The organism is Hymenobacter terrestris (assembly GCF_013377905.1).
GTDB classification, from domain to species: Bacteria; Bacteroidota; Bacteroidia; order Cytophagales; family Hymenobacteraceae; genus Hymenobacter; species Hymenobacter terrestris.
In genome coordinates, this window is the sequence record NZ_JABKAV010000002.1 from 1 (window position 1) to 13,792 (window position 13,792).

At 59.3% G+C, this 13,792-nt stretch carries 11 protein-coding genes; 8 read left to right on the top strand and 3 right to left on the bottom strand.

What is annotated here, in order from left to right:
- Positions 1 to 2,628, top strand: a 2,628-nt coding sequence (gene infB / locus HW556_RS00895) for a translation initiation factor IF-2 (RefSeq protein ID WP_176897115.1), incomplete at its 5' end; no start/stop codon positions are given.
- 233 nt (positions 2,629 to 2,861) lie between these two features.
- Here infB and HW556_RS00900 read toward each other — a convergent pair.
- Both HW556_RS00900 and mscL read right to left on the bottom strand, forming a co-directional pair.
- Entirely contained in the window at positions 2,862 to 3,335 is a 474-nt protein-coding gene (locus HW556_RS00900) for a hypothetical protein (protein ID WP_176897117.1), read from the bottom strand.
- Between the two features lie 172 nt (positions 3,336 to 3,507).
- Positions 3,508 to 3,933 carry a large conductance mechanosensitive channel protein MscL gene (gene mscL, locus HW556_RS00905; RefSeq protein WP_176897119.1) on the bottom strand — a complete coding sequence of 142 codons (426 nt, stop codon included), beginning with the start codon at positions 3,931 to 3,933 and terminating at the stop codon, positions 3,508 to 3,510.
- Between the two features lie 251 nt (positions 3,934 to 4,184).
- On the opposite strand from mscL, the gene HW556_RS00910 reads away from it, so the two are divergent.
- The 7 genes from HW556_RS00910 (at position 4,185) to HW556_RS00940 (ending at position 12,437) form a co-directional block, all read left to right on the top strand.
- A complete protein-coding gene (locus HW556_RS00910) occupies positions 4,185 to 4,976 on the top strand; it encodes an enoyl-CoA hydratase-related protein (protein WP_176897121.1) in 792 nt (263 codons plus the stop codon).
- 111 nt (positions 4,977 to 5,087) lie between these two features.
- Positions 5,088 to 6,587 (top strand): oligosaccharide flippase family protein, encoded by a 1,500-nt coding sequence (locus tag HW556_RS00915; RefSeq protein WP_176897123.1) that lies wholly within the window; start codon positions 5,088 to 5,090, stop codon positions 6,585 to 6,587.
- A gap of 90 nt (positions 6,588 to 6,677) precedes the next feature.
- The gene (dut, locus tag HW556_RS00920; RefSeq protein ID WP_176897125.1) at positions 6,678 to 7,112 is read left to right on the top strand and encodes a dUTP diphosphatase; all 435 of its coding nucleotides are present in this window, start codon (positions 6,678 to 6,680) and stop codon (positions 7,110 to 7,112) included.
- Between the two features lie 130 nt (positions 7,113 to 7,242).
- Entirely contained in the window at positions 7,243 to 8,256 is a 1,014-nt protein-coding gene (locus HW556_RS00925; RefSeq protein ID WP_176897127.1) for a sugar phosphate nucleotidyltransferase, read from the top strand.
- A gap of 225 nt (positions 8,257 to 8,481) precedes the next feature.
- Positions 8,482 to 10,320, top strand: a complete 1,839-nt coding sequence (locus HW556_RS00930; protein WP_176897129.1) for a tetratricopeptide repeat protein — start codon at positions 8,482 to 8,484, stop codon at positions 10,318 to 10,320.
- Positions 10,313 to 11,083, top strand: coding sequence for a DUF4292 domain-containing protein (locus HW556_RS00935; protein WP_176897131.1), 771 nt, complete (start codon positions 10,313 to 10,315; stop codon positions 11,081 to 11,083). Before HW556_RS00930 ends, HW556_RS00935 begins: the two co-directional genes overlap by 8 nt.
- The gene (locus HW556_RS00940; protein WP_246289475.1) at positions 11,067 to 12,437 is read left to right on the top strand and encodes a murein hydrolase activator EnvC family protein; all 1,371 of its coding nucleotides are present in this window, start codon (positions 11,067 to 11,069) and stop codon (positions 12,435 to 12,437) included. The genes HW556_RS00935 and HW556_RS00940 overlap by 17 nt, the downstream gene beginning before the upstream one ends.
- Before the next feature lie 372 nt (positions 12,438 to 12,809).
- Here the strand turns inward: HW556_RS00940 and HW556_RS00945 are convergent, their stop codons facing one another.
- Positions 12,810 to 13,667, bottom strand: coding sequence for a GAF domain-containing DNA-binding protein (locus tag HW556_RS00945; RefSeq protein ID WP_176897133.1), 858 nt, complete (start codon positions 13,665 to 13,667; stop codon positions 12,810 to 12,812).
- Between the last annotated feature and the right edge of the window lie 125 nt (positions 13,668 to 13,792).

Genomic DNA, 13,792 nt, shown 5'->3' on the forward strand with positions numbered 1-13,792 from the left:
CTGGGCAAAATTGAGCTTGACTCGCAAGGCCGCCCGGTGCGCCCCAAGGCTGAGAAGCCAGCTGCTGAAGCAAAAGCGCCCGAAGCTAAAGCGCCCGCACCCAAAGCTGCAGAGCCCAAGGTAGCCGAAGCTAAAGCAACGGAAGCCAAAGCACCTGCCGAAGCCAAGGTTTCGGAGGCCAAGACCTCCGAGGCAAAAGCCCCAGAAGCCAAAGCCCCAGAAGCCAAAGCCTCTGCTGAAGCGAAGGCCCCTGAAGCGAAAGCGCCGGAAGCCGCTAAGCCCACCGAAGCTGCCAAACCCGCCGCCGAAGCCAAGCCCGCTGTCAGCACTCCGGCTACACCGGCTGCTGCTCCGGCCGCGGCCACGCCGACTGCCGATGCGCCTGCCGAAGACAATACCATCGTTGCCAAAGCCGATCAGCTCAAGGGCCTGACGGTACTGGGCAAAATAGAGCTGCCTACCGACTCGTCGCGCCGCGGCGGCCGGGGTGCCCGTCCGGTGGCTTCGTCTGACGTACGTAAGAGCGGCCTCAGCGCCGATAAGAAGAAACGCCAGCGTATCCCGATGAATGGCCCTGGCCAGACTGGTGGAACTGGTAACTCTCGTCCGGTAAGCCCTAGCCAAGGTGCCCGCCCGACGGGTACTGGCCCAGCTGCCAACCGGGGAACCGGTGGCCGTACCGGTGCTCCACGCCAGCCCGCCGCGCCGCTCACGCCCGAGCAGAACGACAAGCAGATTCAGGAGCAGATCAAGGCTACGCTGGCTAAGCTCAGCGGCGGCCGTGGTCAGTCGCAGAACCGCGCTAAGTACCGCCGCGACAAGCGGAGCAACGCCGCCGACGACCGGGAGGCAATGCGCGCTCAGAACGAGCTGGACTCCAAGACGTTGAAAGTAACCGAGTTTATCTCGGCCAACGACCTGGCGTCGCTCATGGACGTATCGGTGAACGAGGTGATTAAGGTATGCCTGAACATGGGCATGTTCGTCTCCATCAACCAGCGCCTCGACGCCGAAGCCATTACCGTTATTGCCGACGAGTTCGGTTACGATATTGAGTTCCTGTCGGCCGAGGAAGAGGAAACGGTAGCCGAGATTGAGGACGATGAGGCTGATTTGCAGCCCCGCGCCCCCATCGTGACCATCATGGGTCACGTCGACCACGGTAAGACCTCGCTGCTTGACTACATCCGGAGTGCCACGGTAGCTAAAGGTGAAGCCGGTGGTATCACCCAGCACATCGGTGCCTACGACGTGATGACCAAGTCGGATAAGCGCGTAACGTTCCTGGATACGCCGGGTCACGAAGCCTTTACCGCCATGCGTGCCCGTGGTGCTAAAGTCACCGACATTGCTATCATCGTAGTAGCAGCCGACGACTCGGTAATGCCCCAGACCCGGGAAGCCATCAACCACGCGCAAGCGGCTGGTGTACCAATCGTTATTGCCCTGAACAAGATTGACAAGCCCGGCGCTAACCCCGATAAGGTGCGCGAGGAGCTGTCGGTGATGAACATTCTGGTAGAAGAATGGGGTGGCAAGTACCAGAGCCAGGAAGTATCGGCCAAAACCGGTGCTGGCATTGATGACTTGCTGGAGAAAGTATTGCTCGAAGCCGAACTGCTGGAGCTGAAAGCCAACCCCGACCGCAAGGCCGTGGGTACGGTTATCGAAGCCTCGCTCGACAAGGGTCGCGGCTACGTAACCACCATTCTGGTGCAGACCGGTACCATGGAAGTAGGCGACATCGTGCTGGCTGGCCCGCACTTTGGCCGTGTGAAAGCCATGACCGACCACCGCGGCAAGAAGATGAAGAAAGCTGGTCCGGCAACCCCGGTACAGGTTCTTGGTCTGACGGGCGCGCCCCAGGCTGGCGACAAAATCCAGGTAATGGAAACGGAGCGCGAAGCCCGCGAATTGGCCACCCAGCGTCAGCAGCTGGCCCGCGAGCAGAGCATGCGCACCAAGAAGCACATCACCCTCGACGAGATTGGTCGCCGTCTGGCTATCGGCTCGTTCAAGGAGCTGAACGTGATTGTGAAGGGCGACGTGGATGGCTCGGTGGAAGCACTGGCCGACTCCTTGCTCAAACTCAGCACGCCAGAAATTGCCATCAACATCCTCAACAAGGGTGTGGGTGCCATTTCCGAGTCCGATGTACTGCTGGCTTCGGCTTCCGACGCTATTATCATCGGTTTCCAGGTGCGGCCTTCCATCAGTGCCCGCAAGCTGGCCGAGCAGGAGCAGATCGATATCCGCCTCTACTCCATCATTTACAACGCCATCAACGAGGTGAAGGATGCCATGGAAGGCATGCTGGCCCCGACGGTGAAGGAAGTGGTGGTGGCCAACGCCGAAGTTCGCCAGGTGTTCAATATCACCAAGGTGGGCGCAATTGGTGGCTGTATGGTTACCGACGGCACGTTTACCCGCAAAACCAAGGTGCGCCTCGTGCGCAACGGCATTGTGGTGTACTCGGGCGACATCAAAGACCTCAAGCGTTACAAAGACGATGTGTCGGAAGTACGCCAGGGCTACGAGTGTGGTATTTCGCTCAAGAACTTCGACGACCTCCAGGAGGGCGACAACATCGAAGGCTTCGAAGAGCAGGAGATCAAGCGGACGCTGTAATCAGCGTCTGCGCTACCAGAACGCTGCTTTCAGCAGGCTGATTGGCAAGCACTTTCTTAGAAGGCAACGGCCACCATCCTGCTTGTAGGATGGTGGCCGTTGCCTTCTAAGAAAGTGTAGTTAAGTGCGTCATTCGACGCGGCTGTGCCTGTAAAGCAATCGGCCCCTGTCCTTTGAAGGATAGGGGCCGATTGCTTTACAGGCACAGGTATTTTACACCGCTCCTGATTTGCTTAGAAAAACAAGAACCCTTTTTTATTACGATTGCTCCTTTGCTTGTCCGTCATGGGCTTGCCCTTGGGATTGACGTACCCGCCTTGGCGCGTCTGGCCGCGCTTGGGTGGTTTGGCCCCAACACGCTTGTCTTTGAACTTGCGCACCGTGAAGCCGCCGGTACCCTTATCATACTGGCGGTAGCCACCATCGGCGCGGCTGAGGCTGGAGTTGCCTGCCCCCGAGCGGGCATCGAGCACCTCCAACTGCTGGTCGCGCTTGCTTTCCGCGGCGTTCATGTTCATGCGGCGCTGCATATTCGCTACATCATCGGCCGAGCCTTTGCCGCGCTTGCGAGCCTGTTTCTGGGTAGCCTGCCGGGCCTGAGTTTCCTCCCGGGTCTGGCCATCGAGCACGGCCGTTTGGGCACGAGCGGCGGGGGTAGTAGCCCAGGTAGCAGCGGCCAGGGCCAGCAGGGAAAGCAATTTGTTCATCAAAACAGCGAAAAGTTCGGCGGTTGGGAATTCAGCAAACGAACTGGTCCCTAGCGAAGTTAGTTCAAAGCGCGCAAAAAGTTATGGGCGGACTACCAACCTGACACAACAACACCGGCCCCGGCAGCCCGAAGGCAGCCAAAGCCGGCGTTGTGGGCACGAGCTTTACAGCTTAAGCCCGATTGCGGAGCGCGTCGCGGATTTCGGTGAGCAGTATTTCCTCCCTTGTTGGAACAGGATCAGTTACGGCCACCACTTCCTGAGGCTTCTTGTAGCGGTTGGCAATTTTTATCAGCCAGAAGATGGCAAAGGCCATCAGCAGGAACGTGATGATGGCGTTCAGGAACAGGCCGTAGTTGATGGTAGCGGCCTTAGCAGCCTTGGCTGCTTCCAGCGTAGCGTAAGTCTTCCCATCAAGCGAGAGGTACCACTCTTTGAAATCGAGGCCGCCGGTAAGCAGCGTCAGAATGGGCATCAGAATATCGTCGGTGAGCGAGGCGACGATTTTACCGAAAGCCCCACCAATGATAACACCAACGGCTAAGTCGAGCACATTGCCCTTCGAGATGAACTCCTTGAATTCGGAAACAAAACCCATACGCGAAAAATAAGAGAGAGTGAAAAATGCAAGTTCAAGATAGAGTTTTTACTATTTAAACGGACAGCAGGTAATTACCAGGCCCAAAGGTGGCTATTCGTCCTCGGGCTCGGCCCGGCATTTCGCCCAACGCCATTATTCAGGCGTTCAGCCGGCCGCCTCGGTAGGTGGGCTGGGCAGACTGGAGCGCGTCATTTCGTTCTATCTTTGGCCCTCGCACTGTTTCAACGTTTCCCACCCTCTCCCACCACATGCCCGTTTCTTTCGCCACACTGCTCTACGACCTCGATGCCGCTTCCGGTATCCTCACCATCACCGTCAACCGTCCCGATAAGCTTAACGCCCTCAATGCCGCCACCATCGAGGATATCGGCAGCGCCTTTATGCAGGCCCAGGACGATGCGCAGGTACGCGGCATTGTGCTGACGGGCAGCGGCGAGAAAGCCTTTGTGGCCGGAGCCGATATTGCCGAGCTGGCCGGGCTCGATGTACTGGCGGCCCGCAAGGCGTCGGAGCGGGGCCAGGAAATATTTGGCCGGATTGAGGAAAGCAGAAAGCCGGTGGTAGCGGCCGTAAACGGCTTCGCGCTGGGCGGCGGCTGCGAATTGGCCATGGCCTGCCACATGCGGATAGCCGCCGACAATGCCCGCTTTGGCCAGCCCGAAGTAAACCTGGGCCTGATTCCGGGCTACGGCGGCACCCAGCGCCTGGCTCAGTTGGTGGGCAAAGGAAAGGCTATTGAACTGCTGCTGACGGCCGACATGGTGAAGGCCGACGAGGCCCTGCGCCTGGGCCTCGTCAACCACGTGGTGCCACAGGCCGAGCTGCTCGATTTCAGCCGGCAACTGCTCGCGCGCATCTTGGGCAAAGCCCCGCTGGCCGTGGGCCTGTGCCTCGATTCGGTGAATGCTTACTACGACCAGCAGCGCCACGGCTACCAGACCGAAGCCCAGGGTTTCGGCCGCTGCTTTGCCTCCGACGACTTCAAAGAAGGAACTACCGCTTTCCTGGAGAAGCGTCCGGCAGCCTTCACCGGCAATTAAAAATTAACAGCGAAAAATTAAAAATGACTGATAGAATGGACCCATTCAACATAACTCGATGACTCCAGCGGCCATTTTTAGTTTTTCACTTTTGATTTTTAATTAATAAAAATGGGTTTAGCAAAGAAGCTGGCTTCCCAGACGGCTATTTACGGGGTGAGCAGCATTCTGGGCCGCACGGTGAGCTTTCTGCTTGTGCGCGTGTACACCGCGCGGTTTGTGGCGGCCGAGTACGGCATCGTGACGGGGCTGTTTGCCTCCGTGTCGTTTCTGAATGTGGTATTCACTTACGGCATGGAAACCACGTATTTCCGCTTCGCCAACCGCCCCGGCACCGACCGGCGGGAACTCTACGACCGGACCCTGACGCTGCTGTTGCTCAGTAGCGTAGTACTGACGCTGCTGCTGATGCTCCTGGCTCGCCCCCTGACGGGGCTACTGAGCCTACCGCCCGGCAACGAGCATTATGCCTACTGGATTGCAGCCATCCTGGGTCTTGATGCGCTGGCGGCGTTACCCTTTGCCCGCCTGCGCCTCGAAAACAAAGCCCGTAAGTTTGCCGCCATTCGGCTGGCCAATATTGCCCTCAACGTGGGCCTCAACCTGTTTTTTATCGTTGCCTGCCCCGATATTCTGGCCGGCAAATACCTGTCGGCGCTGCAGCCGCTGGTGCGCGCCATCTACGACCCCAGCATCGGCGTGGGCTACATTTTCATCTCGAATGCGGCGGCTAGTGCCTTCACGGTGCTGCTGCTGGGCCGCGAGTTGACCGACTTCCGCTTCCGCCTGAACCTGGAGCCGTTGCGGCCCATGTTTAAGTATGCCTACCCGATTATGCTGATGGGTCTGGCGGGGATGGTCAACGAAACACTCGACCGGATTCTGCTGCCCCGATGGCTGCCCGAAGGTTTTTATCCTGGCCAAAGCAGCTTGGCGGCGGTGGGCGTGTACGGGGCTTGCTACAAGCTCAGTATACTGATGAGCCTCGTTATTCAGGCCTTTAAGTACGCGGCCGAGCCGTTCTTTTTCGCCCAGAGTACTGACCAGAACTCGCCCCGCACGTTTGCCCTGGTACTGAAGTGGTTCACGCTGTGCTGCGCCATGCTGTTCGTGGGCGTGAGCGTGAATCTGGACATCGTGGCGCAGCTATTCCTGCGCAGCCCCGAATACCTTGCAGGGCTGGCCGTGGTGCCGGTGCTGCTGCTGGCTAACCTGTTTCTGGGCGTCTACTGGAACCTGTCGGTGTGGTTCAAGCTCACCGATAAGACGTATTACGGCACCTACATCAGCTTCGGCGGGGCCGTACTCACCATTGCTCTCAACTTCCTACTGATTCCGTTGCTGGGCTACATGGGCTCGGCACTGGCCACGCTGGCCTGCTACTTTATGATGGCCGCACTGTGCTGGTGGCTGGGCGAGCGGCACTTCCCGGTGCCCTACCCGGTGGCACGGCTACTGATTTGGTTACTGGTAGCGGTGGCCGTGGTAGCCGTCAGCTGGTACGTACCCGTGGCGCCCGGCTGGGGCCGCTACGGCTTCCACGCGCTGCTTACGCTGGGCTTCGTGGGCCTGGTGGCGGCCGTAGAAGGCCGGCGACTGCGAAGCATCTAGTCTTGAGCTGTCAGCTACAAGCCGCAAGCTTTTTGAATGTGCTTGCGGCTTGCAGCTGATAGCTTGCGGCTCAAAACCTACCTTTGCCCTATGCAGATTCCCGTTATCAACCGCTCGCGCCACGCACTGCCCGAGTATCAGACGGCCCACGCGGCCGGCCTCGACGTGCGGGCCAACCTCGACGCGCCGGTTACGTTAGGGCCTTTGCAGCGCGCCCTCATTCCGACAGGCTTGTTTCTGGAAATTCCAGTGGGTTACGAGATGCAGGTGCGGCCCCGTAGTGGGCTGGCTTACAAGCACGGCATCGGCCTCGTAAACAGCCCCGGCACCATCGACGCCGATTACCGCGGCGAGTTGAAGGTGCTGCTCGTTAACCTCTCGGACCAGGAGTTTGTGGTGCAGGATGGGGAGCGAATTGCCCAGCTCGTGGTGGCCCGCCACGAAGTGGTAGCCTGGCAACCGGCCGAGGCCCTGTCGGAAACCGGCCGCGGTGCGGGCGGCTACGGCAGTACGGGCGTTGTTTGAATTTCGAATTAAAAATTAAAAGTGAAGAATTAAAAATCGGTTGTTTTATCTCTTCTCGACAGATAATCAATGCCCGATTTTATAATGATTCGCTCGCAATTTTTAGTTTTTCACTTTTAATTTTAGTTGAATGAAAATTATCGTCCCGATGGCTGGTATGGGTAAGCGCATGCGCCCCCACACGCTCACCGTTCCCAAGCCCCTGATTCCGATTGCCGGCAAACCCATTGTGCACCGCCTGGTGGAGGACATTGCCAAAGTATGCGCCGAGCCGGTGGAGGAAGTGGCCTTCATCATCGGGCGTAGCTTCGGAAAGGAAGTGGAGCAGGACCTTATCAAGATTGCCGAATCGGTGGGCGGTAAGGGAACCATATGCTACCAGGACGAAGCCCTGGGTACGGCCCACGCTATCCTGTGCGCCCAGTCGGCCCTCGACGGACACGTGGTAGTGGCCTTCGCCGACACGCTGTTCAAGGCTGATTTTACCCTCGACACGAATGTTGATGGCACCATTTGGGTGCAGAGCGTGGAAGACCCCAAGCCCTTCGGTGTGGTGAAGCTCGACGACGCGGGCCAGATCACCGACTTTGTGGAGAAGCCCCAGACGTTCGTGTCGGACTTGGCTATCATCGGTATCTACTACTTCAAGGATGGCGAGTACCTAAAGCGCGAGCTACAGTACCTGCTCGACAACAACATCATGGACAAAGGCGAGTATCAGCTCACCAATGCCCTCGAAAACATGAAGAACAAAGGCACGCAGTTCGTGCCCGGCCGCGTAACCGAGTGGCTCGACTGCGGCAACAAAGACGCTACCGTGTACACCAACCAGCGCTACCTGGAGTTTCTGCAGGAGCGCGGCGAAAAGCTGACGGCCACCTCGGCGCAGGTAACCAATTCGGTTATCATTGAGCCGGTGTACCTGGGCGAAAACGTGACAATTACCAATTCGGTAGTTGGCCCGCATGTATCGGTTGGTGCCGGCAGCCGCATTACCGGTTCGGTGGTGTCCAATAGCATTGTGCAGCAGTCGGCTACCATCGAACACGCCAACGTGGCGGGCTCCATGATTGGCTCGCACGCTACGCTCAGCGGCAAGTCGCTGGACCTGAGTGTGGGCGACTATAACACGATGCGGTTGTAATATTTCGTGCCGTTTGCTGTTATCCAACAGTACGTCGTTCGGAGCGAGGCGAATAAGTTGACGTTAACCTGTTGAACGGCAGCCGTTTCAATGGATTCGCGTTAACTCATTCGCCTTATTCCGGATGACGTACTGCTTTGTAGCGGCCCTCCTTTGTGCGGCGGGCCGCCGGCCTTTTCTTTATCTTCACGGCAGGCCCTTGTTCCCGGCTTATCTGCTTCCCCTATGGTCCTTTTCCGTGCGTTGCTGCTGCCCTTCCTGTTGAGCCTGCTGCTGGCCGGGCCAGGGTATGCCCAGCGTAAGCCCGCCCCGGCTGCCCGGCCGGCCGAGGCCGGACCGGAAAGCAAGCCGGAAGCCAAGCCGGGCAAGCTCAGCCGTAAAGAGCGCCGTGAGCTGGCCCGCCGGGCCACGCTCGATGAAGCCGCCCGGCAGCCGCGGGTGCTCACGCCCAAGGAGCGTGAGATGAGCGAGTCCTACTTCGTGGATGGCGTGCGCTACGTGCTGCTTGAAGACTACAATAAGGCCCTGGAGCGCCTGCTGAAGGCCTATGCGCTGAACCCAGGCAATGCGGCCGTTAACTACAAGATTGCCGAAGCCAACCTGCTCAGCGGCAACCTGCAAGATGCTACAAACTTTGGGCGGGCTGCCGTGCGGCTTGACCCGCAAAACGCCTACTACTACCTGCTGCTGGCCCAGATATACACCTCGCAGAAACAGTACGAGGAGGCCACCAAAGTATATACCGCGCTTATTGGGCAGGTTCCTGATTCCAACTACTACCTGTTCAATCTGGCCGACCTGTACGTAGCCCAGGGTCGGCTCGATGAGGCCCTGACGACGTTCGGGCAGGCCGAGCAGAAATTTGGGCCCCAGGACGAAATTTCGTTTAAGAAACAGCAGATTTACCTGCGCCAGAACAAGCTCGACCAGGCGCTGCTGGAAGGCGAGTCGCTAATCAAATCGAACCCCGACGAGCCGCGCTATGTGCTGGCCCAGGCCCAGCTGTACGCCACCAACCGCCGCTTCGATGATGCCGTGCGGGTAGCTAACCAGGCCCTGCGCTCCGACCCCGACAACCCTAGGGCCCGCATGATTCTGGCCGACGTATACCGGCTCCAGAACAACCGGCCCGAATCGGAGCGGCAACTGAAACTGGCCTTCGAGAGTCCCAGCCTCGATATCGACGACAAGGTGCGCATTCTGATTGAGTACCTGAAGCAGTTGCCCGACCCCGGCCTCAACGAAATGGCCCGCGGGCTGGCTGCCGTTACCATGCGGGTTCATCCGCGCGAGGCCAAAGCCTTTTCCATTGCCGGCGACATCGAAATTGTAACCGGAAACCGGGCTGCCGCCCGCGCCAGTTACCTTAAGGCCCTGCGCCTCGATAACTCCCGCTACCAGATCTGGCAGCAGGTGGTGCTGATTGACGCCGAACTGAGCCAGACCGATTCGCTGCTGGCTCATACCACGCAGGCGCTGGAGCTGTTTCCGAACCAGGCACCGCTCTGGTTTTACAACGGGGTCGGCCATCAGCTGGAAAAACAGCCGGCCAAGGCCGTCAAGTCGCTCGAATACGGCCGTAAGCTGGCCACTGATAACCCGGAGCTGCTGGCCCAGTTCGACACGCAGCTCGGCGACGTGTATCATGAACTGAAGGATTATCCCAAATCGGATGCCGCTTACGAATCGGCCCTGACGTTCGATGCCAACAACGCCCAGGCCCTCAACAACTACAGCTACTTTCTGTCGATAAGGCGCGAAAAGCTGGAAAAGGCCAAGGAAATGTCGGGCAAGCTGGTAAAGCAGTTTCCCGAAAACCCTACCTACCTCGATACCTATGCCTGGGTGCTGTACCAGCTGAAAGACTACGCCGGTGCCCGTCGGGCCCTCGAAACTGCTCTGCGCTTCTCCTCCGATGCCACCATTGTGGAACACTACGGCGACGTACTGTTTCAGCTCGGCGACAAGGAGAAGGCCGTAACCGAGTGGCAGCGGGCTGGCCAGAAAGGCGGTGCCTCGGCGCTCATCAACCGAAAAATAAAGGATAAGAAGCTGTATGAATAACCGCCCCGCGCTGCTGCTGAGCGTACTACTGGCCCTGCCGCTACTGCTCGGCAGTTGCACCAAAAAGCTGCTGCCGACTGCCACTCAACCCTCGGCCACCAACCCGGTGCCGGAGGCTGTGAAGGCCATTAACCTCGATTTCCAGTTCATGACGGCCAAGGGCAAAGCCCAGTTTGGCGACCAGAGCGCCAACATAAACCTGCGGATGCGCAAAGACAGTGCTATCTGGCTGTCGGCGTCGTTGCTGGGTATTGAGGGCGGGCGTCTCTACATCACCCGCGACTCGGTGCAGGTAATCGATAAGCTGCGCCGCGAGTACTACTCGGGCGACTTTGCCTACCTGAGCCAGCGGCTGAACGTACCCGTTACCTTCGACATGTTGCAGGCGCTGCTGCTGGGCAACTACCTGGCCCCCATCAGCCCCGACACCCAGCCGGCCGTAACAACCGAGGGCACGGTGCAGCGGGTGCGCTACGAGCAGGCCGGCCTGCTGATTATGCAGCTCGTAGATCTGGCCCAGGGCCGCCCGCGCCAGCTGCTGGTGCAAGACTCGGTGCAGGCCAACCAGGTAACGGTCGACTACGCCGATTTCCGTCAGCTTGAAAGCAACCCGCAGCCCTTCGCCTTCGAGACCCAGGTGCAGGTGCAGCAGCGCCAGCAGCCGCCTACCCTGGTCACGCTCACCTACCGGTCCATCGACCTGGATAAGGGCCGGCTGCAATTCCCGTTTTCCGTACCCAAGGGCTATGCACGCAAGAAGTAAAACCGGCCGGCTCCTGCTGTTGCTGCTCTTGCTGCTGCTGGTTGGCCCAACGGCCCCGGTAGCACTGGCCCAAAAAAAGGCACCGGCCGCCAAAAAGAGCAAAGCCCAACTGGAGCGCGAGCGGCGCGCCAACCTTAAGCGTATCAAGGAAACCAGCCGCATTCTGGCCCAGACCCAGCAGAAAAAACAGGCGTCGGTGGGCCAGCTCAACGCTATTCAGGAGAAGCTGGTGGTGCAGCAGGGCGTCATCAAAAACATCAGCTCGGAGCTACGCTATATTGAGGGCGACGTGCAGCAGACCGAAGGCCAGGTGCAGCAGACGCGCCAGCGTCTGGAGCGCCTCAAGGCCGAGTATGCCCGCCTGATATATGCCGGCTCGAAAACGGCTAACGGCTACAACCGCCTCATGTTCTTGTTTGCGGCCGAGTCGTTCAACCAGTTCCTGCTGCGCCTGCGCTACATCCGGCAGTACACCGAGGTGCGCCAGGCCCAGGCCACCCAGATTACCCAAACCCAGCAGCGCCTGGGCCAGCAGCTAACCGGCCTGCAGCAGCAGCGCCAGGAAAAAGGCTCGCTGCTCTCCACCCAACTCTCCGAAAAGAAAACCCTGACCACGCTGAAAGTGCAGCAGAACCAGGTGATTACCAAGCTCACCCAGCAGGAAGAAGGCCTGCGCAAGGAACTGGCCAACCGGCAGCGGGCCATCAGCCGGCTCGATAACCTGATTGCGCTGCGCGTACGCGAGGAAATTGCCCGCGCTGCCCGCGAAGCCGCGCGTAGGGCGGTGGCCAAGGCCCGCGCCGCCGAGGTAGCGGCCAACGCCGGCCGTAGCCCCGGTGCCACCTCGCGCACCCCGGCCACTGCCGCCGCCGAAGAAGCCGCCGCCACCAAGGCCGAGCGCACCGACCGCGTAACGCTAACGCCCGAAACGGCCAAGCTGGCTGCCTCCTTCACCGACAACCGGGGCCGACTGCCCTGGCCAGTGGGCAAAGGCTTTATCAGTCAGCGTTTCGGCCGCCACAACCACCCGGTACTCAAAAACGTGGTGGTAGAGAACCGTGGCGTCGATATCCAGACCAACTCGGGCGAGCCAGTAAGGGCCGTGTTCAGCGGCAAGGTGCTTACGGTGGCCAGCGTGCCGGGCATGGGCAACATTGTCATGGTCCAGCACGGCGACTACTTCACGGTGTACGCCAAGCTGCGCAACGTGAGCGTGAGCGAGGGCCAGACCATTGAGGCCCGCCAGACCCTGGGCACGGTTTCGACCAACGCCGAGGGCACCTCCGAAGTACAGTTCCAAGTGTGGCGCAACAGTGCCAACCTCAACCCCGAAAACTGGCTCGGCCGCAAGTAAGCTCGACTGGTGCTGAGGAACGATGTTTCTCTCCAGCCAGTGAAGTAGTCTAGAAACCCAAAAGAACGTGAGGCCGAGCTTGCCAAAGCCCCACGTTCTTTTGGGTTTTGACGTTTTTCTAACCGGCTTCACCACACCAATAAAAAACCCGGCTCCAAAGGAACCGGGCTTTCCAAGCTATGAAAACAAACTTAGCTACCAGAATCCCCCGCTACCGGCGTGTGGCTATAACTAACCACCGCTGGTAGGGTAAGCTCCCGATAACCGGACGAAAGATACTGGAGTGCGAAGCCTCCCGGCCTCAATTTCGCCCAATACCCTTTTTCTCTCGGTGAAAAGCGCTATTCATGCGTTGCGGCCGGGTTAACTGGCTCAAACGAGGTTGAGGCGACTTAGCAGGCCGGCTTTAAATGAGTTGCCGATGGGTACAGGCAGCAGGCTGGGGCCACCCTCGGCACCACGGTCGGCCTCCACCAGCAGCGCGTCGCTTTCGATGGTGATGATGCGGTCGAGGCGCACGATGTACTTGCGATGCACCCGGGCAAAGTCGCGGGTCGGCAGCCTGGACTCCAGCTCCTTCATGGTGCTGTAGATGGTATATCGCTCGGAGCCTGCGTAAATATTTACGTAATCGCCCAACGCCTCCACATAGCGGATGTCGGCTGTTTTCAGGCGTAGCAGCTTGCTATCCTGCTTGATAAAGATTTCGTTCTGGCTTTTGCTGAGGTACAGGCTCTCGGCCGTATCATTGGCCAAGCGCAGCAGGTCGTCGAGCTTACGGCGCTCCTGCTCCAACTCGAGGCGGGCACGGCGCAGTTCCAGGTGGGCTACCACCTCGCGGCTCAGCACGGCCAGGGCATCACGCTGGCCGTCGGTAAGGCGGCGGGGCACGGTATCGATAACGCAGAGTGTCCCCAGCGCATCGCCCTGGGGCGTGAGCAAGGGGTAGCCGGCATAAAAGCGGATGTTAGGGTCGCCGGTTACTAGCTGGTTGTGCTCGAACAAAGGATGGCAGGCAGCATCTTCTACTTCGTAGAGCGTACGGCCCTGAATGGCGTGCTGGCAGAACGCCAGCTCGCGGGGCGTGCTAGCGGGCCAATGGCAGTCGGTGCGGGCTTTAAACCATTGCCGCTCACCGTCGAGCAGCGAAACCAGGGATACGGGCGTGTTGCATATCACAGAGGCCAGCCGCGCCAAGTCGTCGAAGGCGGTTTCCTGGGCAGTATCCATGATTTCATAGGATTGCAGGGCCGCGAGCCGCCGAATCTCCTGAGCCCGTGAATGTCCGGCCTGTGCTCGGGAGGAGGAAGTTGTTTCTTCCAACAGCATAGTATTGCAGTAAAATATGAAGGAGA